The following is an 18,638-nucleotide window of genomic DNA, read 5'->3' on the forward strand; positions in this document are numbered from 1 at the left end:
GCCCTCCGGAGGAGGACAAGGAGCCCGTCCCCGCCGCGCCGGCGGAACCCGGGAACGCTGACGTCCAGCCTTCCGAGCCGATGAACCCGGCCTGACCCAAAGCGGGGCTTTTTCGCAAGGGGTTGGAGGTGCGCCTCATGCCGTCCCGGCCGCATGGGCTTTTTGAACCAAGCCAAAGAATCCGCGGACGGGTCCACGACCGATTTGGCGTCATCGGGTAAGCGGGACGAGCGTTTCATCCATTCGGTCGACCGGCACGCCAGCATCCACCGAGACGATCCCCGGCAGCATCCGTTTACACGGCAAGGTCGCCGGCCTCGGGCTCGACCATGAGCTGGAGGAATTGATCATGCTGTTTCGTGATGTCGGCAAAGATGTGATCGCCATCCCGCAGCCGAGCCATGCCTGGCTGTCAGGCCAGTTGCTCCGTGCCTGGGGCAACGGGATCTTCGCTCCGGTCATACCCTACGAGGAGGTCTGCCTTGGGGCGGAGCTGCATGACATCGGCTGGCTGTCCTGGGAAGCCGCCCCGACGCTGAACCCCCAGACCGCCCGCCCACACAGCTTCCAGGAACTCGGCGCCGCCATCCATACGAGCCTTTGGACGGAGGGTGTGCGCCGCGCGCTCGCGTTCGGGCGTTATCCGGCCCTTCTCGTCTCGCTGCACGCCGACACCATCTACGGCAGCCTTTTCAACTTCGCCAAAGCGCCGCCGGAGGATGCTGCGCTGGTTCGCCGCTTCCTGGACGACCAGCACCGCTTCCAAAGCGCCTGCGTCGAGGCGATGACGGACAACCCCCGTTATGCGACGATCCTCTCCCCGCAGGCGATCGAGCGCAACCGATTGCTCGTCGCTGCGGTGGACCGCATGTCTTTGCAGATCGGATGGGGTCTCACCAGCGAAGCGTGCATTCCCAATGTCCCGACCATTGGCGAGGCCCGGACGGAAATCCGCCTCCACTCACTGTCTGGCGACCCGGCGGAACTGGTCGTCGATCCCTGGCCCTTCGCTGCCGACCATGTCGAGGTGGTCTGCGAGGGACGGCTCCTGCGCGGCCGTTTCACCGACGAGCGAGCGATGCGTCAGGCGCTGGATAATGCGGAGACCGTCACCATCCCAACGGTGTTGAGGCACCCGTAACGCCGATTCCCCGCTCGGGCTGGAGCCTTATGGAGTGTTCGGCGTGATGGGTGCGCCGACCCGCAACAGGTTGCCGTCCGGATCGATGTGGGCAAACTCGCGCAGGCCATAGGGCGTGGCGGCGATCGCGGTCAGGCGGCCATCGACTTCGGCGGCCTGCCATGCCGCATGCAACGCGTCAACGTCGTCGACGTAGAGATAGCAGGCCGCAACCGAGCGTGCTGGGTCCAGGTCGGGAACCCGCGCCAGGTGGAGGCTCACGCTGCCCCAGGCAAGAAACCCGTAAATGGGATCGGCGGCCGCTTCCTCGTAAGCGGTCGCCTCGAAACCAAGACGCCGGTAGTGGGCGAGCGCCGCACGGACATCCCGGACTGGCAAAATCGGTGCTACCCTCGCGAACTGAACAGCCATTGCCCTTTTCCCTCCAGTCTCCAACCACAGTCCATGATGCAGAAGCAGCGCGGCGGACCACAAGCTTGAGGAGGCTGATCGGTAGGGGTTCGAAAGCGGCATTGTGGCGAAAGGAGAACTTGGCGCTTCGCTTCCGTTCGTTCGTCGATTGGCGGGTGCCCGCACAGGGCGGTGCTGCAACATCACCCCAATGTGAAGGCTTCGTGCACGGCGGACTGGACGGAGCCGCCGAGGACTGCACCACCACCCGCTACATGGATCCAGTCGCCGATCGTCACGGCTCCAACCGCATGGCGCGGCGTCGGCATCGGCGCATGGTGTTGCCAGCTGTCGCTGCCCGGATCATAGCTTTCCATCTGCCCGAACACTTTTGCCTGCCGCGGTACCCCGCCGTTGAGAATTCCGCCTTCTCCCCCCATGGCGAAGAGGCGGTCACGGTAAACGACAAGCCCATGGCCCGACCGGGCCGTCGGCAACGGCGCCCGCATCTCCCATGTGTCCCGATCCGGGAGGTAAACGTGGTGCAGATCGGTGTTGTACTCGAACGTGTTGAAGCGGCCGCCAACGACGTGGATCGCGCCGGCATGAACAACGCACCCGACATGATCGCGCCCCCCCCGGGAGCGGTTTGCGGGCCGACCAGCGATCGGTCTTTGGGTCATAGACTTCGTGCCAACCGACGCTCGCCCGTTCGCTGGCCGGCTCCGATGCGCCACCGATCAGATGAATGGCGCCATCGAGTACCACAGCCGCCGCACCGCGGGGGCGTGGCAGGGGCGCAATGGGGGTCCAGGCGTTGGTGGCCACATCGTAGGCGTAGGCGTTCGTATCGGACCGCCGGTTTTGCTCGATGAACCCGCCAAGCGCGTAGACGCGGCCAGCTTCTGCGGCGACCGCGACATGGTTGGCGCCACGCGGCAAGGCAGCGCCCTCATACCAGAGGTCGGCCACCGGGGTATAGATGTGGTGGTAGGCCCGATTGACGGCACCTTCGCCATAGCCGCCCACGACATGCATCCGTTCCGCACTGACGGTGGCCCAGGCCATTTCGCTGCGTGGGATCGGAAGCGCGGCGCGGCTGACCCAACGACCCGGCGGGCCGGCCGGAACTGGACTGTCGAAGACACGTTGCGCTTCCTGATCCGGCGTCAGATGGTGCGGCATGCCACCTTGGAGGCGAGCATAGGGGTCTGCGGCGGGCCGCAACTCCGGCAAGGGCGATTGCGCGTGTGACAATGGCACCCGGACAGCACCAAGCGCCAAAGCTCCAGCACTTGCGCCAAGGAATGTCCTGCGATCCATGTGACCTCGCTTTCTGCCTGTGTTGTCGTGATGACCCCGGTTTCGCCATGGAGGCCCACCGCTTTGCACTGTTCGCAGATTTGCAGGATCATCGTTCCTGATTTCAGCCGTTTTAGCCATCGACCAGAACGCCCATCCATATAACGTGCGCGTCCGACACCTTGGAACGCGTGGTTGCAGGCGGATGCACACATGAACACCATCCCTCCCACCGCAGAAAGCCAGTTTCTCTTTCCAAACGGACGGGAAACCCGCTGCCTTGAGATGATTTTCCCCGAGCAGGCCAACCATTACGGCACGCTGTTCGGAGGCACGGCCCTCAGCCTCATGGGAAAGGCCGCCTTCATCACCGCCAGCCGCGCCGCCCGCCATGCGGTCGTGATGGCCTCCTCAGAGCGGATCACATTCCATACCCCCGTCATGGTCGGCCAACTGGCCGACTTGGTCGGACGGGTCGACACGGTCGGGAAACGGTCGATGACCGTCCATGTCTCCCTCGTCGCCGAGACTTTGGCGACCGGGGAGCGCCGGCTGGCTGCCGAGGGATGGTTCGTCCTGGTCGCCGTCGACGGTCAGGGGCGGCCGGTTCCAGTCCCGGCCTTCCAAGACATCCAGCACGGCACGCAGCAGGGATGATCCGGAAAGCCCCCGGCGCGACGACTGGGAAAGACGAGGGTGGACACCGTGAAGCCTTGAGGCCTCCGACCGAAGCCAGCCGCGGGATGTCCGGACGCGCTTGATGCCGCCATCGTCGCAACAACGGTGGCGCTCGGCGCAGAGAAACATAAAGATGTCTTTATGTTTCTCTTGACAGGATTGCGGCGTTGCGGTTGGATCGCGGCGTCATGGTTCTGCCGGTTCCGCTCGGGGCCGGGAGCTAAGAGGGAAGCCGGTGCCGCCAGATCCGATGGCCAGTCCGGCGCTGCCCCCGCAACTGTAAGCGGAGAGTCATTTCGTCGCCTCAGCGCCACTGGTGCCTCGTTGGGCACCGGGAAGGCCGGACGGAATGGTGCCGACCTGCGAGCCAGGAGACCTGCCGTGACCGTTCGTTCGTCCTCGGGCGGGGTGTCCCGGTGGTCGCGTGGGCCGTGTCCAGCGTCTGTCGCCGGTCCCCTCTCGTGCGCCTGCTTGGGTTTCCTTTCCCGGACGTCCTTCTCACGACACCGATCCGCTGGCCGAGCGCTTGGCCGGACAGGGGAGAACCATGCCGATCGTCTTCTGCAGGCTCGGTTACCCGTTCATGGGACCACGCCGCGACGTGAGCCGAGAGCGGCGTTGGACATCCGTCGGGCCGGAGCGAACGCCGCCGCCGAGGCCGCCTGCCGGCCTTCGATCACCCTTCCGCTTGTGGAGAAACCGTCTTGGCCGGCTGCGGCACCTATGTGATCACCGTCCGGGGTTTTGTCGCCCCTTTCCAGATCGGGGTCTACGCCCACGAACGTGGCCGCCGTCAGCGCTTGCGCATCGATGTGCGGCTGGTCGTCGAACGCGGCCGACCGCGTTTCCTCGACGACGTGGCGACCGTCCTGTCCTACGAAGGGTTGGTCCTGGCGCTGGAGAAGCTGGCCGACGGGCCACACACCCAGCTCCTGGAATGCCTGGCGGACCGCATCGGCGACCTCTGCCTTGCCGACCAGCGCGTCGTCGAGGCCGAGGTGTCCATCGAGAAGCCCAACGTGCTCCCGCAGATCGATTCGGCCGGGGTGACCATCACCTACCGGCGGGACGCCGCCGCTCAAGCCGCGCCGGGAGAGCAGTGATGACCGCCCCTCTGTCCGCACCGCCGTCGATCAGCTTCGAGTTCTTTCCGCCGAAGACGGAGACGATGGAGCAGGGCCTGTGGCAGTCGATCCGGCGGCTGGCCCCATTGGCTCCAAGCTTCGTGTCGGTGACCCACGGGGCCGGCGGTTCGACCCGCGAACGCACCCACGCCACCGTCTGCCGAATCCAGGACGAGACCGGCCTTCCGGCGGCAGCGCATGTCACCTGCATCGGCGCGACGCGGGACGAGATCGACGCCATCGCCCACAGTTACTGGAATGCCGGCATCCGCCATCTGGTGGCGCTGCGCGGTGACCCGTCGGACATGCCCGGCGGCGGGCGTTGCGAACCGTCTCCCGGCGGCTACGCCTACGCCGCCGATCTGGTGACGGGAATGAGGCGCATCGCTGATTTCGAGATCTCGGTCGCCGCCTATCCGGAGTCCCACCCGGAAGCGCCAAGCGCGCAGTTCGACCTGGACAATCTGAAGCGCAAGGTGGACGCTGGGGCGACTCGTGCCATCACCCAGTTCTTCTTCGACAACGACGTCTATTTCCGTTTTCTCGACCGCTGCGCCGCGGCGGGCATCCATGTGCCGGTGATTCCCGGCATCCTGCCGATCACCAACGTCGCCCGTGCCGTGGAATTTGCTGCCAAATGCGGCGCCTCGATGCCGGCCAGGCTGGTCGAAACCTTCGAAGGGTTGGACGACGACCCAGAGACCCGCAGGCTCGTCGCCGCGACGGTGGCGGCGGAGCAGTGTCAGGCCCTTCAGGCTCAGGGCGTCCGGGATTTCCACCTCCACACCCTGAACCGTTCCGACATCACCCTCGCCACCTGCCACATGCTGGGGATAAGGGCCGCGGTTCCGGTACCGTGATCGCCACACGCGCCACGGCTACGCCGCCTTCGGCGCGTAGCCGTGGCGCTCGTTGAGGATGCGCAGCAGGTCTACCGCCGCCTCGCTGATGACGGTGCCCGGCGGGAAGATCGCCGTGGCGCCGGCGGCGTGGAGCGCGTCGTAATCCTGCGGCGGCACCACGCCGCCGACCACGATCAGAATGTCGCCGGCCCCGTGGCGCTCCAGCTCCGCCTTCAGTTGCGGCACCAGCGTCAGGTGCCCCGCCGCCAGCGAGCTGACGCCGACGATGTGGCAGTCGTTCTCCACCGCCTGCCGCGCGGCCTCCTCCGGCGTCTGGAACAGCGGCCCGACGTCCACGTCGAAGCCCAAGTCGGCGAAGGCGGTGGCGATCACTTTCTGGCCGCGGTCGTGGCCGTCCTGGCCCATCTTCGCCACCATAATGCGCGGGCGGCGGCCATCCCGCTCGGCGAACTCCGCCACCAGCGCCCGCACCCTGGCGATGGCGTCGGACTGCCGCCCCACCTCGCCGGCGTAGATGCCGGTGATGGTGCGGATCTCGGCCTTGTGACGGCCATACACCTTTTCCAGCGCGTCGGAGATCTCGCCGACCGTGGCGCGGGCGCGGATGGCGTCCACCGACAGGGCCAGCAGGTTGCCGTCGCCGGCGGCCGCCGCGTTGGTCAAGGCCTCCAGCGTCTGGCGGCAGCGGATGGGATCGCGCTCGGCGCGCAGCCGTTCGAACTGGGCGATCTGCTGGGCGCGGACGGCGGAGTTGTCCACCTTCAGCACCTCGATGGCCTCCTCCTGCTCCAGCCGGTACTTGTTGACGCCGACGACGGTCTGGCGGCCGGAATCGATGCGGGCCTGGGTGCGGGCGGCGGCCTCCTCGACGCGCATCTTGGGGATGCCGGTCTCGATCGCCTTCGCCATGCCGCCGGTCTCCTCGACCTCGCGGATGTGGCCCCAGGCGCGGGCGGCCAGTTCGCGGGTCAGCCGCTCGACGTAATAGCTGCCGCCCCAGGGGTCGATCACCCGGCAGGTACCGCTCTCCTGCTGGAGGAAAAGCTGGGTGTTGCGGGCGATGCGCGCGGAGAAGTCGGTCGGCAGCGCCAGGGCCTCGTCGAGCGCGTTGGTGTGAAGCGACTGGGTGTGGCCCTGCGTGGAGGCCATCGCCTCGATGCAGGTGCGCGTCACGTTGTTGAAGACGTCCTGCGCCGTCAGGCTCCAGCCCGAGGTCTGGGAATGGGTGCGCAGCGACAGCGACTTGTCGCTCTTCGGGGCGAACTCCTTGATCAGCTTGGCCCACAGCATGCGGCCGGCGCGCATTTTGGCGACTTCCATGAAGAAGTTCATGCCGATCGCCCAGAAGAAGGACAGGCGCGGCGCGAACTGGTCGATGGTCAGCCCGGCGGCCAGCCCGGCACGCGCGTACTCCACGCCGTCGGCCAGCGTGTAGGCCAGTTCCAGGTCGGCGGTCGCCCCCGCCTCCTGCAGGTGATAGCCGGAGATTGAGATCGAGTTGAACTTCGGCATGTGCTGCGAGGTGAAGGCGAAGATGTCGGAGATGATCCGCATCGAGGGCTTGGGCGGGTAGATGTAGGTGTTGCGGACCATGAACTCCTTGAGGATGTCGTTCTGGATGGTGCCGCTCAACTTGTCGGCGGTCACCCCCTGCTCCTCGGCGGCGACGATGTAGCCAGCCAGCACCGGCAGCACCGCGCCGTTCATCGTCATCGACACCGACATCTGGTCGAGCGGGATGCCGTCGAACAGCGTCTTCATGTCCAGGATGGAGTCGATGGCGACCCCCGCCATGCCGACGTCGCCGGTGACGCGCGGATGGTCACTGTCATAGCCGCGGTGGGTGGCGAGGTCGAAGGCGACCGACAAGCCCTTCTGCCCGGCCGCGAGGTTGCGCCGGTAGAAGGCGTTGGATTCCTGCGCGGTGGAGAAACCGGCGTACTGCCGCACCGTCCAGGGCTTGTCGACATACATCGTCGGGTAGGGGCCGCGCAGGAAGGGCGCCATCCCCGGCATGGCCGCCAGATGGTCGAGCCCGTCGAGGTCGGCCGCCGTGTAGAGCGGCTTGACGTCCAGCATCTCCGGCGTGCGCCACAGCGCCGTGGCCGGGTCGGTCCCGGTCTCCGCCGCGAAACGTCGGCTCCACTCGGCGGGAGAGGCGTTGGAAACGGCGGCGTCCAGGGGCAGCGTGGAGAAGTCCGGCAGACTGGTCATCGCGCTTTTCATCACGCTTTCCATCACAAGGGCACTCCCAAACGGGCCAGGGTCGCGCGCAGGACCGAGAGAACGTCGCAGCCGACCGACACGAATTCGTCGATGCCGGCGGCCGTGAGATCGGCGCGGCGGTCGCCGGGGTTTCCGGCCAGGAACAGGTGCTCGACACCCGCCGCCTTCAGGGCCTGGGCGAAGGGTGCGGCGTGGGCCTCGTAGAGCGCGTCGGAGCCGCACAGCACGGCGATGCGCGCTCCGGAGACACGGAAGGCCGCGGCCATGGATTCGGCGTCGGGGAAGCCGTTGTTGCCGAGCGCCTGGATGCCGCCGGCCTCGAAGAGGTTCTTGGCGTAGGTGGCGCGCGCCGTGTGCTGGGCGACCGGCCCGATGTTGGCGAGGAAGACCGTCGGCCAGGACCCATGGGCGAGCTTGTGGCGGTCGGCGGCGTCGCGCAGGGCCTCGAAGGATTCGTGCAGGCGGTGGCGTGGCAGCGGCTCGACGCGGGCCGGGGTTCCCCGCGCCAGGGCCGCCGTCAGGCCGGCCCGCGTCGCCCCGCCGGTGGCAGCCTCCACGAGATCGTCCAGCGACCCGGAGCCGACCGCTGCCGGTGCCACGGCGACGTCGTCATGGTGGCGCGGTACGGGGGATGGGCGGACGACCGGCTGCTCAAGGAGGTTGGGAAACTCGCTGACGCCGGTCAGCGGGTCCTTGCGGCGGGCGATGTTGGCTTCCCGTTGCGCCCAGGACCCGGCGATGGTGCGGGCGAGGCTGCCATCGGCCAGCACGGCGGCGATGCCGCCCCGCCGCTCGATGTCCTGGAATTCGGCCCAGGCGGCCTGGGCCAATTGCTCGGTCAGCGTTTCGACGTACCAGGAGCCGCCGGCCGGATCGGCGACGCGGGCCAGCGAGGATTCCTCCTTCAGCAGGATCTGGCTGTTGCGGGCGATGCGGCGGGCGAAGTCGTCGGATTCGCCCAGCGCCGCGTCGAAGGGCAGCACCGCCACCGCGTCGGCCCCGCCGACCCCGGCGGCGAAGCCGGCCACCGTGGTGCGCAGCATGTTCACCCAGGGATCGCGCCGCGCCATGATGCGCCGCGCCGTGCGGGCGGTCAGGTGCATGGCGCGGGCCGACTCCGAGGCGCCCGACGCCTCGGCGATGCGCCCCCACAGGCGCCGCGCGGCGCGCAGCTTGGCGATGGAGAGGAATTGGTCGCAGCCGACGGATAGGGTGAAGGCGATCTGCCGGCAGGCGGTGTCGATGTCCAGCCCGGCAGCGGTCAGGGCGCGCAGATAGGCGACCCCGGTCGCCATGGCGGCGGCGAGGTCCTGGCTTTCGGTCGCCCCGGCGTCGTGCCAGGGGGAACTGTCCACCCCGACGGCGGTGACGTGAGGGAAATTGCGGGCGGTCCAGGCGGCCAAGGCCGCCGTGTCGGCGAGCGCCGCCTCCAGACTGCCCGGCAGGGCGTCGGCCGCGGCCAGAGTCCCGATGGGATCGGCGTTGAAGGCGCCCCGCGCCTTGTCCGGCATCACCGAGCGGCGGCGCCACAGGGCGGCGAGCAGCGCCGCGCCGGCCACTGCGTCGCCTCCCGCCTCCAGCGACAGTGGCACCATCTCCGGATAGACGTTGGCCAGCGTGCGGTCGAGATCGTCCAACCGGTCGATGGCGATGCCGGGGCTGTCCGGCCTGTCGAGGCGCAGCCGGATGGCGGTGGCGCCGCGCAGCAGATCGGTCAGGATGGCGGCGTTGGCCGCCTTGGGATCGGCGGCGTCGTGTTCGGTCAGGATGTCCCAGCCGTCCGGTCCAGCGCCTCCGGCATGGCCGCCGCGGGTGAACGGGGCGAAGCCTGGCAAACCGGACGGATCGCCCGCGGCCGGCCAGTCTTCCGCCGTATAGAGGGGCTGCACGGCGATGCCTTCGTACAGCCGGGTGACCAACCGCTTCTCGAAGGGGGCGCCCTTCAGCCCCTTGTCGACGAGAACCCGCCATTGCTCGCGCGTGGCCGGAGGGAATTCGGTGGCGAAGATCGTCTCGGCATCGTCCCGGCGGTCGTCCATGCTGGCGAGATTCCTTCCCATCCGTGTTCCGAACATTTGCAAGATACGCCGAACGACCCGTGGGAATCAGGCGGAAATTGGCAAAATTTGGCGAAGGGCTGCGGGCAATCTTGCGAATTTTGCAAAAGGGACTTGCCGTGGCGCTCGCGCTTGACGCCGCCGGGTGCACCCTCTTACCGTTCCCGCCGGATACGGTCCCCGTTCGCCCCAGGGCGTCCGGGGCTAAGAGGGAAGCCGGTGAACCGTTCGCCTCGCCACGAGGATGATGGCGAAGCCGGCGCTGCCCCCGCAACTGTGAGCGGAGAGTGGGTCCGCCGTTTCAGCGCCACTGGTGCCCATCCCGGTTCGGGACGACGGCACCGGGAAGGCCGGACGGTCCCGCGACGACCCGTGAGCCAGGAGACCTGCCGGATCTGTCGAACGCGAGTCGGGCGGGGTGTCCCGGCGGGTGCGGCGTCGCCGGAGGTCTCCCGTGCCGCGTCGGCGTCCGTCCCATCCTTGCCCTTTGGGAGCGAGGGGTGCCACCGCCGATGTCCGTCCAACCAACGCCCGTTCCACCCAATCTCATCCGTCTGGCGTTCCGACGCCGTCCGGTGACGCCGACCCCCGCCGACCGGTCGGCACCCTTTGTCCTGACGGCGACGGAGGGACGCTGGTCCCTGCGGGGAACCAGGGAGCCGCTGGACGCCGCCGGGCTGGTCGCGGCGGCCGACACCCTGCGGGAGATCGCCCGCGCCCTGGTCGAGCAGGCGCATGCGGAAGCCGGCCAACCGGCGAACCGCTGCGTCGCCGAATTCGTGCTGCACCAGGACGGCGGCATCGACCATTGGCTGGCGCCGGGCGGGGATGCGGACGAGCGCCGCACCATTGCGCTCGGCCTGCGCAACGCCATCGGCAGCTTGCGGATGGGTGGCTGACCGGCGCGGCTTCGCCTGCCGCTACAACTGGGCGGTTCCACCGTCGCGATGGGCAAGCGCCAGATCGATGAAACCCCGCAGATAGCCGATGTCGGCGTCCGCCTCGCGGAAGCCCAGGAAAATCTGCTTGGCGACACCGTCCCGGCCCAGGCGCACCGGGCTCACGTCGAACTTGGCGCCATACTCCTCGACCAGCCAGCGCGGCAGGGCGGCGACGCCACGGCCGTGGGCCACCATCAGCAGCATGATGTCGGTCGTCTCGATCGGCTTGTGCTGCCTCGGGCTGATCCCGGCCGGCATCAGGAACTGGGTGTAGATGTCGAGACGGTCGGGCGCCACCGGGTAGGTGATCAGGACTTCGTCCGCCATCTGCTGCGGTTCGACGAAGGCGGCATGGCGCAGACGGTGCCCCGGCCCGACCACCAGAACCTGTTCGTAGTCGAACACCGGCTCGAAGCACAGTCCGGGCTTGAACAGCGGATCCGGTGTCACCAGCATGTCGATGTCGTGGCCGAACAGGGCCCCGATGCCGCCGAACTGAAACTTCTGCCGGACGTCCACGTCGACCTTCGGCCAAGCATCGACGTAGGGAGCGACGATCTTCAGGAGCCACTGATAGCAGGGATGGCATTCCATCCCGATGCGCAGGGTCCCGCGCCCGCCCTGGGCGAACTGCTGGAGGCGTTCTTCAGCATGGGCCAGTTGCGGCAGCAAGCGGTTGGCGACCGCCAGCAGCCATTCCCCGGCCTGGGTCGGCCGCAAGCGGCGGCCTTCGCGGTGCCACACATCCACGCCGAGCTGCTCTTCCAGCTTGCGGATGGCGTGGCTCAGCGCCGGTTGGGTCAGGTTCAAATGGCTGGCCGCCGCCGTCAGCGAGCCGTGACGATCAACCTCGCGGATGATCGAGAGATGGATGCGCTCCAGGATCGCCATACCGTCCACCTCATCCATGAATGAAATTTATCGAACGATAAAATCATACCATTTTTCATTCATGTTCTGAACTCCGTATGGTCCGCGCCGATCCCTCTTTTCAAGGCGCCCCCCATGGCAATGACCCACACCCTCGGATTCCCCCGCATCGGCGCCAAGCGCGAGTTGAAGTTCGCCTTGGAGGCTTATTGGAAGGGGGCGTCCTCCCGCGACGAGCTGGTCCGCGTCGGCGCTGACCTCCGCAAGCGCCACTGGCGGGACCAGGGCGCGCTCGACCTCGTTCCCGTGGGCGATTTCGCCTTCTACGATCAGGTGCTCGACATGAGCTTCACGCTCGGCAACCTGCCGGAGCGCGTGAAGGGCTTCCATGGCGATGCCCTGGACAATTACTTCCGCGTGGCGCGCGGCCGTTCGGCCGAGACCGCCGCCCATAGTGCCGAAGAGCACGGCGGATGCTGCAGTGGCGTCGCTGCCGGCGAGATGACCAAGTGGTTCGACACCAACTACCACTACATCGTCCCCGAGTTCGACGCCGAAACCCAGTTCAACCTCGACGCCTCCCGTCTGCTGCAGCAACTCGCTGAAGCCAAGGAGCAGGGTGTCAAGGCCAAGCCGGTGATCATCGGCCCGGTCACCTACCTCGCGCTGGGCAAGGCCAAGGACGGTTCGGACAAGCTGGCTCTGCTGCCCCGCCTGCTGCCCGTCTACGCCGAACTGCTGCAGGCCCTGGCCGATCAGGGCGTCGAGTGGGTGCAGATCGACGAACCCATCCTGGTGACCGAGCTGGAAGCGGCGTGGCGGGACGCCTTCACCCAGGCCTATCGGGATCTCGGTACCGGCGCGGTCAAGCTGCTGCTGGCGACCTATTTCGGCCAGCTCCAGGAGAATTTGCCACTGGTCTGCTCCCTACCGGTGCAGGGCCTCCATCTCGACGCCATCAACGCCCGCGACGAGGTCGATGCCCTGATCCAGGCCCTCCCGACCGACCGCGTCGTGTCGCTGGGCGTCGTCAACGGCCGGAACATCTGGAAGACCGACCTACACGCAACGCTCGACTGGCTGGAGCCGGTGGCCGAGAGGCTCGGTGAGCGGCTGTGGATCGCACCGTCCTGCTCGCTGCTGCACGTGCCGGTCGACCTCGCCGGCGAGCGCAAGCTGGATGAGGAGGTCCGCTCATGGCTGGCCTTTGCGGTGCAGAAGCTGGAGGAGATCCGGGTTCTGGCGACCGCGCTGACCCCGGGATGGGATAGGGGCCGTGCCGCCGTCGCGGCCGAGTTGGAGGCCAACCGCACCGCCATCGAAGCGCGCCGCCATTCGCCGCGGGTCAACAACCCGGCGGTGAAGGCGGCGGTTGCCGCCATCGACGCCCAGCTCGGACGGCGCAAGAGCGCCTTCGCCGAGCGCGCCGCCAAGCAGGCCGCCCGCCTGAATCTGCCGACGTTCCCGACCACCACCATCGGCTCCTTCCCGCAGACCAAGGAGATCCGTCAGGCGCGCAGCCAGTTCAAGGCCGGGACGATCGACGCGGTGGCCTACACCGAGGCGATGCGCGGCGAGATCGCGCGGAGCGTGCGCGAGCAGGAGGCGCTGGGCCTCGACGTGCTGGTTCACGGTGAGGCCGAGCGCAACGACATGGTCGAGTATTTCGGCGAGCAGCTCGATGGCTACGTCTTCAGCCAGTCGGGCTGGGTGCAGTCCTATGGCTCGCGCTGCGTGAAGCCGCCGATCCTGTTCGGCGACATCAGCCGCCCCAAGGCGATGACCGTGGACTGGATCACCTACGCCGCCTCGCTGACGGACAAGCCGATGAAGGGCATGCTCACCGGCCCGGTGACCATCCTCAACTGGTCCTTCGTGCGCGACGACCAGCCGCGTTCGGAATCCTGCCGCCAGCTGGCGCTCGCCATCCGGGAGGAGGTGCTGGACCTGGAGAAGGCCGGCGTCGGCGTGATCCAGATCGACGAGGCCGCCCTTCGTGAAGGTCTGCCGCTGCGCAGGTCCCAGTGGCAGGCGTATCTGGACTGGGCGGTGGAGTCGTTCCGCATCACCGCCAACGGGGTGGCGGACGAGACGCAGATCCACACCCACATGTGCTATTCGGAGTTCAACGACATCATCGCGTCGATCGCGGCGATGGACGCTGACGTCATCACCATCGAGACCTCACGGTCGGACATGGAACTGCTCGACGCCTTCGACGACTTCAAGTACCCGAACGAGATCGGTCCCGGCGTCTACGACATCCACTCGCCGAACATCCCGACCGAAGGGCACATCGTCGATCTGATGAAGAAGGCGGCCGAGCGCATTCCCGCCGAGCGGCTGTGGGTCAATCCGGACTGCGGTCTCAAGACCCGCCAGTGGGCCGAGGTGCTGCCGGCCCTGACCAACATGGTCAGTGCGGCCAAGACCCTGCGCGCCACCATCGCCTGACGTGGTCCGCACGGGGGCAAGCGGCCGGACGCCGCTTGCCCCTGTGTCTTTGCACCCTGAAGCTGCTGATGGCGGAACTTGCCTGGTAGCCGCGTCCTTTGCAATATACGCAGACCGCTTGTTTGGATGACCGCTGACATTGCCAAGATTTGCAAGGTGTTTTCAGTGAGTCGGCGAATTTTGCAAATGGGATTCCTGGTATGGCCAAGGCGTTCATGGGGGTGCGGCTGCAGCGGCTGCGCGAGGAGCGGGGGCTGACCCAGACAGCCCTGGCCCGCATCCTGGAGATTTCGCCGAGCTATCTGAACCAGCTCGAACGCAACCAGCGGCCTCTGACGGTGCCGCTGCTGCTGCGGATCAACGCCGCCTTCGGCATCGACGTCCAGATCTTCTCGGAGGACGAGGAAGCCCGGCTGGTCGCCGATCTGCGAGAGGCCCTGTCGGAGGCCGGAACCGGCGAGACCATCGCCATGGCCGAGATCAAGGCGCTCGCCACCAACATGCCGGCGGTCGGCCGGGCGCTGGTGGCGCTGCACCGGCGCGGGCGCGGGCTCGCGGAACGGCTGGATGCGCTCGCCTCGGGGATCGTCCCAGCCGGGCCGGACAGCGGGCGGCCGCCGCCGATGCCCTACGAAGAGGTGCGCGACTTCTTCTACCGCCATCACAACCACATCGCCGCGCTGGACGACGCGGCGGAACGGCTGTTCGGCGAGGCCGGTTTGGAGATCGGGGCGGTGGACCGCGGGCTGGAACGGCTGCTGGCGGACCGCCACGGCATCCGCACGCTGGTGACCGACGACACGGCCATGCCGGAGGGCGCGCTGCGCCAGTATGACGGCGATGCCCGGACGTTGCGGATCGCCCGGTCGCTGGAGCCTGGCCGCCGCGCCTTCCAGATGGCGACCCAGCTCGCCTTCCACCAGGAACCGGCCCTCCTGCTCCGGCTGGTCGAGGAGGGACGCTTCTCCGGCCCGCAGGCCCGCTCGGTCGCCCGCATCGGGCTTGCCAACTATTACGCCGGCGCCGTGGTCATGCCCTACCGCGCCTTTCAGGAGACGGCGGAGGCCGTGGCCTACGACATTGAGTTGCTGGGACAGCGCTTCGGCACCGGCTTCGAGACCGTCTGCCACCGGCTGAGCACCCTCCAGCGGCCGGGGATGCCGGGCGTTCCCTTCTTCTTCGTCCGGGTCGATCGCGCCGGCAACATGTCGAAGCGCCAGTCCGCCACCAGCTTCCACTTTTCCCGTGTCGGCGGAACCTGCCCGCTGTGGAACGTCTACGAGGCCTTCTCGACGCCCGGTCGTCTGCTGACCCAGTTGGCGCGGATGCCGGACGGGCGGGCCTATCTGTGGATCGCCCGCACGGTGGTCCATGGCCGCAGCGGTTACGGCGCGCCGTCGAAGAGCTTCGCGATCGGACTCGGTTGCGACATCCAGCACGCCGGCCGGCTGATCTATTCCCGTGGGCTGGCGCTGGGCGATCCCGACGCCGCCACGCCGATCGGGGCCGGTTGCAAGGTCTGTGAGCGTCCATCCTGCCCGCAACGCGCCTTTCCGCCGATCGGACGCACCGTGACGGTTGACGAAAGCCTCAGCCGGTTCGAACCTTATCCGGTGGCCCAGCCTCCGGTTTGATCGAGGACCCGCAGCATGGTTGCCGATGGCGCCGGCGTTTGGAAAAGTCGTTTTCTGGACATCCATCTTTGCGGGCGGACGGTGGCGGTGTCTCATCAGCGTTGCCTGGAGGAATGCTTCGGCCTGAGGGCGCGTGAACGGGAGTTGCGCCGGCGCATCCGTTCGGCGCTGAAGCGGCTTGGACCGCTCGAAGGACCGGCGCACGCCCACGTCCTGACGCTTGCGCCAAAGCCCGAGGCCGTGGCGACCGTTCCGGCAGCCCTGGCCGGCCTTGACGGTGCGATCGAGCGGATCGCGAAACGCCCTTTCTCTCCCCGTCAGATCGAGGAGGCGTTGGGCATCACCGCCCGGGAACGGTTGCGTTGGACAAAGGACGGGCGGCTGCCGCAATCGGGGTCGGCAACCATCATGAGGGGGCAGCGGATTACCCTCAGCACTTACGCGGTGGACACGGTCGCCAAGCTGGCGGGTGACGCCTCCATCATCGACGATTGGCGGCGAACCGACCGGGTCGGCTGCCTCGGCTGAGGCTGCGCCGGAGCGGGCGGTGACCCATGGCGGTGGCTTGCCCAACCTCCGCGCCGGCCCTGAGGAGGCAGCCCCCGCCATCCGTATGGCTTGACAGGCTGCGGGCTTCCCGCTACTTCATCTTGCGTTACGGTTCTCTGGATATCCAATATCTAGGGCTAAGAGGGAAGCCGGTGCGTCGTCACCCCGGACGGGGAATGGCGGCAATGCCGGCGCTGCCCCCGCAACTGTGAGCGGAGAGCGGTTTCGTCGTTTCAGCGTCACTGGTGCCCCCCATCCGTTGCGGAATGGGCCGGCGCCGGGAAGGCCAGACGAAACCGCCGTGACCCGTGAGCCAGGAGACCTGCCGTAACCGAATGAACGTCCACGGGCGGGGTGTCCCGGTGGTGCGCTTGCCCCCGCGCGGCGTTCCCGTCCGCGTTTGCGCAAGTCGTGCTCCCGTGCCTTCCCGCCGCACAAGAACAAGGGATCACGGATGCCGGCGCTCGCTCAAGACCTTGCCCAGGACTTCGCCAACGGCTTCGACCGTCACGGAAACCTGCTGACGCTGCCTCGCCGGACGCCCGAGCGGTCCGGCGGTCGTGCCCCGGCGGAGCGCTGGACGCCGCCCGATCCCTCCGTCATCCGCATCGACCGCAGCCGGGACGCCCTGCTGACCGCCTTTGGCAAGGCGACGCTGGACGACCGTTACCTGTTGCCGGGGGAAAGCTATCAGGACCTGTTCGCCCGAGTCGCCGCGGCCTATGCCGACGACGCGGCGCACGCCCAGCGCCTGTACGACGCGATTTCCCGCCTGTGGTTCATGCCGGCCACGCCGGTTCTCAGCAACGGCGGCACCACGCGCGGCCTGCCGATCTCCTGCTTCCTCAACGCGGTGCCTGATTCGCTCGACGGGATCGTCGACATCTGGAACGAGAACGTCCGGCTGGCCTCCAACGGTGGTGGCATCGGCACCTATTGGGGCGGGGTGCGCTCCATCGGTGAGCCGGTGAAGGGCTGCGGCAGTACGTCGGGCATCATTCCCTTCATCCGTGTGATGGACAGCCTGACGCTGGCGATCAGCCAGGGCTCGCTGCGGCGCGGCTCGGCCGCCGTCTACCTGGACATCCACCACCCGGAGATCGAGGAGTTCCTGGAGATCCGCAAGTCGTCGGGCGACTTCAACCGCAAGAGCCTGAACCTGCACCACGCTGTCATCGTCACCGACGCCTTCATGCAGGCGGTGCGCGACGACAGGCCCTTCTCGCTGATCAGCCCTAAGACCGGCGCCGTCCTGAAGCACATCAACGCCCGTCAGGTCTGGCAGAAGATCCTGGAAGCCCGCATGCAGACCGGCGAGCCGTACCTGCTGTTCGGCGACACGGTGAACCGCGCCCTGCCCAAGCACCAGCGCGACCTCGGCCTGCGCGTCTCCACCTCCAACCTGTGCAGCGAAATCACCCTGCCGACCGGCAAGGACCATCTGGGTAAGGAGCGCACGGCGGTGTGCTGCCTCGCCTCGATGAACCTGGAGACCTGGGACGAGTGGAACGGCGAGGAGGGACTGGTCGAGGACGTGCTGCGCTTCCTCGACAACGTGCTGACCCGCTTCATCGAGGAAGCGCCGGAGGGGATGGAGAACGCCGTCTATTCGGCGATGCGCGAACGCTCGGTCGGGTTGGGGGTGATGGGCTTCCACTCCTTCCTTCAGGCGCGGGGCATTCCCTTCGAAAGCGCCATGGCCAAGGTGTGGAACCTGCGCTTCTTCCGCAAGATCCGCCGCGACGCCGACGCCGCCTCGGTCCTGCTGGCCGAGGAGCGCGGCGCCTGCCCGGACGCCGCCGAACGCGGGGTCAAAGCGCGCTTCAGCCACAAGCTGGCGATCGCGCCGACCGCCTCCATCAGCATCATCTGCGGCGGCACCAGCGCCTGCATCGAGCCGATCCCGGCCAACGTCTACACCCACAAGACGCTGTCCGGCTCGATCAGCGTGCGCAACCCGCATCTGGAGAAGCTGCTGGCCGCCAAGGGCGCCGACCGGCCGGAGGTCTGGCAGTCGATCATCGAGCACGAGGGCTCGGTCCAGCATCTCGACATTCTGACCGCCGACGAAAAGGCGGTCTTCCGCACCGCCTTCGAGATCGACCAGCGCTGGATCATCGAGTTCGCCGCCGACCGCACGCCCTTCATCTGCCAGAGCCAGTCGATCAACCTCTACCTGCCGGGCGACATCGAGAAATGGGACCTGCACATGCTGCACTGGACCGCCTGGGAGAAGGGCCTGAAGAGCCTCTATTATTGCCGCTCCAAGTCGGTGCAGCGCGCTGCCTTCGCTGGCAAGGACCGGGCGACGGGCACGACGGAGATCCAGGCAACGTCGCGCACCGATTACGAGGAATGCCTCGCCTGCCAGTGATCGTCGGCCCTCCCGTCCGCCGCCCGTTCCCTTGC

The 18,638-nt window shown here is 67.6% G+C and carries 13 protein-coding genes, 1 pseudogene and 3 riboswitches; of the genes and pseudogenes, 9 read left to right on the plus strand and 5 right to left on the minus strand.

Features of this window, described 5'->3' with window-relative positions; all coding sequences use genetic code 11:
* Window positions 1-349 precede the first annotated feature (349 nt).
* Entirely contained in the window at window positions 350-1,141 is a 792-nt protein-coding gene (locus ABAZ39_RS15820; RefSeq protein WP_040133947.1) for a DUF3891 family protein, read from the plus strand.
* Window positions 1,142-1,168: 27 nt separating this feature from the next.
* Here the strand turns inward: ABAZ39_RS15820 and ABAZ39_RS15825 are convergent, their stop codons facing one another.
* Together ABAZ39_RS15825 and ABAZ39_RS37830 are read right to left on the minus strand one after the other, a co-directional pair.
* Entirely contained in the window at window positions 1,169-1,552 is a 384-nt protein-coding gene (locus ABAZ39_RS15825) for a bleomycin resistance protein (protein ID WP_051658163.1), read from the minus strand.
* 182 nt (window positions 1,553-1,734) lie between these two features.
* A pseudogene (locus ABAZ39_RS37830) lies at window positions 1,735-2,854 on the minus strand (Kelch repeat-containing protein).
* Between the two features lie 264 nt (window positions 2,855-3,118).
* Between ABAZ39_RS37830 and ABAZ39_RS15835 the strand changes: the two are divergent.
* From ABAZ39_RS15835 to metF, 3 genes are all read left to right on the plus strand, one after another.
* Entirely contained in the window at window positions 3,119-3,490 is a 372-nt protein-coding gene (locus tag ABAZ39_RS15835) for an acyl-CoA thioesterase (RefSeq protein WP_040133948.1), read from the plus strand.
* Window positions 3,491-3,684: 194 nt separating this feature from the next.
* Window positions 3,685-3,909: riboswitch (cobalamin riboswitch) on the plus strand.
* Between the two features lie 306 nt (window positions 3,910-4,215).
* A complete protein-coding gene (locus ABAZ39_RS15840) occupies window positions 4,216-4,614 on the plus strand; it encodes a dihydroneopterin aldolase (RefSeq protein WP_051658164.1) in 399 nt (132 codons plus the stop codon).
* Window positions 4,614-5,495, plus strand: a complete 882-nt coding sequence (gene metF, locus ABAZ39_RS15845) for a methylenetetrahydrofolate reductase [NAD(P)H] (RefSeq protein WP_040133949.1) — start codon at window positions 4,614-4,616, stop codon at window positions 5,493-5,495. Before ABAZ39_RS15840 ends, metF begins: the two co-directional genes overlap by 1 nt.
* Window positions 5,496-5,513: 18 nt before the next feature.
* On the opposite strand, the gene scpA is transcribed toward metF, so the two are convergent.
* Complete coding sequence (gene scpA, locus ABAZ39_RS15850) at window positions 5,514-7,712, minus strand: methylmalonyl-CoA mutase (protein WP_040135297.1); 2,199 nt, start codon at window positions 7,710-7,712, stop codon at window positions 5,514-5,516.
* 23 nt (window positions 7,713-7,735) lie between these two features.
* On the minus strand, window positions 7,736-9,763 hold the full coding sequence (locus ABAZ39_RS15855; protein ID WP_051658165.1) for a methylmalonyl-CoA mutase family protein: 2,028 nt from the start codon (window positions 9,761-9,763) through the stop codon (window positions 7,736-7,738).
* A gap of 175 nt (window positions 9,764-9,938) precedes the next feature.
* A riboswitch (cobalamin riboswitch) is annotated at window positions 9,939-10,189 on the plus strand.
* A 104-nt stretch (window positions 10,190-10,293) separates the two neighbouring features.
* Here ABAZ39_RS15855 and ABAZ39_RS15860 point away from each other — a divergent pair.
* Window positions 10,294-10,680, plus strand: coding sequence for a hypothetical protein (locus tag ABAZ39_RS15860; RefSeq protein ID WP_081863089.1), 387 nt, complete (start codon window positions 10,294-10,296; stop codon window positions 10,678-10,680).
* Between the two features lie 21 nt (window positions 10,681-10,701).
* On the opposite strand, the gene ABAZ39_RS15865 is transcribed toward ABAZ39_RS15860, so the two are convergent.
* Window positions 10,702-11,631, minus strand: coding sequence for a LysR family transcriptional regulator (locus ABAZ39_RS15865; RefSeq protein WP_247881697.1), 930 nt, complete (start codon window positions 11,629-11,631; stop codon window positions 10,702-10,704).
* A gap of 96 nt (window positions 11,632-11,727) precedes the next feature.
* Here ABAZ39_RS15865 and metE point away from each other — a divergent pair, with 96 nt between their 5' ends.
* The 4 genes from metE to ABAZ39_RS15885 all read left to right on the plus strand — a co-directional run bounded on the left by metE (window position 11,728) and on the right by ABAZ39_RS15885 (window position 18,603).
* Entirely contained in the window at window positions 11,728-14,046 is a 2,319-nt protein-coding gene (metE, locus tag ABAZ39_RS15870; RefSeq protein ID WP_040133951.1) for a 5-methyltetrahydropteroyltriglutamate--homocysteine S-methyltransferase, read from the plus strand.
* A gap of 200 nt (window positions 14,047-14,246) precedes the next feature.
* Window positions 14,247-15,680 (plus strand): short-chain fatty acyl-CoA regulator family protein, encoded by a 1,434-nt coding sequence (locus tag ABAZ39_RS15875; protein ID WP_040133952.1) that lies wholly within the window; start codon window positions 14,247-14,249, stop codon window positions 15,678-15,680.
* Between the two features lie 15 nt (window positions 15,681-15,695).
* Window positions 15,696-16,208 (plus strand): hypothetical protein, encoded by a 513-nt coding sequence (locus ABAZ39_RS33075; protein WP_051658166.1) that lies wholly within the window; start codon window positions 15,696-15,698, stop codon window positions 16,206-16,208.
* 113 nt (window positions 16,209-16,321) lie between these two features.
* A riboswitch (cobalamin riboswitch) is annotated at window positions 16,322-16,573 on the plus strand.
* 110 nt (window positions 16,574-16,683) lie between these two features.
* A complete protein-coding gene (locus tag ABAZ39_RS15885) occupies window positions 16,684-18,603 on the plus strand; it encodes a ribonucleoside-diphosphate reductase subunit alpha (protein ID WP_040133953.1) in 1,920 nt (639 codons plus the stop codon).
* Window positions 18,604-18,638 lie beyond the last annotated feature (35 nt).

The organism is Azospirillum argentinense (assembly GCF_000632475.1).
Taxonomy (GTDB): Bacteria; Pseudomonadota; Alphaproteobacteria; order Azospirillales; family Azospirillaceae; genus Azospirillum; species Azospirillum baldaniorum.

Excerpts from the sequence above, each read along its gene's own strand:
- ABAZ39_RS15875 (WP_040133952.1), top strand. The coding sequence starts at position 14,247 with ATGGCCAAGGCGTTCATGGGGGTGCGGCTGCAGCGGCTGCGCGAGGAG.
- ABAZ39_RS15835 (WP_040133948.1), top strand. The coding sequence starts at position 3,119 with ATGATTTTCCCCGAGCAGGCCAACCATTACGGCACGCTGTTCGGAGGC.
- metE (WP_040133951.1), top strand. The coding sequence starts at position 11,728 with ATGGCAATGACCCACACCCTCGGATTCCCCCGCATCGGCGCCAAGCGC.
- ABAZ39_RS33075 (WP_051658166.1), top strand. The coding sequence starts at position 15,696 with ATGGTTGCCGATGGCGCCGGCGTTTGGAAAAGTCGTTTTCTGGACATC.
- ABAZ39_RS15820 (WP_040133947.1), top strand. The coding sequence starts at position 350 with ATGCTGTTTCGTGATGTCGGCAAAGATGTGATCGCCATCCCGCAGCCG.
- ABAZ39_RS15855 (WP_051658165.1), bottom strand. The coding sequence starts at position 9,763 with ATGGACGACCGCCGGGACGATGCCGAGACGATCTTCGCCACCGAATTC.
- ABAZ39_RS15825 (WP_051658163.1), bottom strand. The coding sequence starts at position 1,552 with ATGGCTGTTCAGTTCGCGAGGGTAGCACCGATTTTGCCAGTCCGGGAT.
- ABAZ39_RS15860 (WP_081863089.1), top strand. The coding sequence starts at position 10,294 with ATGTCCGTCCAACCAACGCCCGTTCCACCCAATCTCATCCGTCTGGCG.
- ABAZ39_RS15885 (WP_040133953.1), top strand. The coding sequence starts at position 16,684 with ATGCCGGCGCTCGCTCAAGACCTTGCCCAGGACTTCGCCAACGGCTTC.
- ABAZ39_RS15865 (WP_247881697.1), bottom strand. The coding sequence starts at position 11,631 with ATGGATGAGGTGGACGGTATGGCGATCCTGGAGCGCATCCATCTCTCG.
- metF (WP_040133949.1), top strand. The coding sequence starts at position 4,614 with ATGACCGCCCCTCTGTCCGCACCGCCGTCGATCAGCTTCGAGTTCTTT.
- scpA (WP_040135297.1), bottom strand. The coding sequence starts at position 7,712 with ATGACCAGTCTGCCGGACTTCTCCACGCTGCCCCTGGACGCCGCCGTT.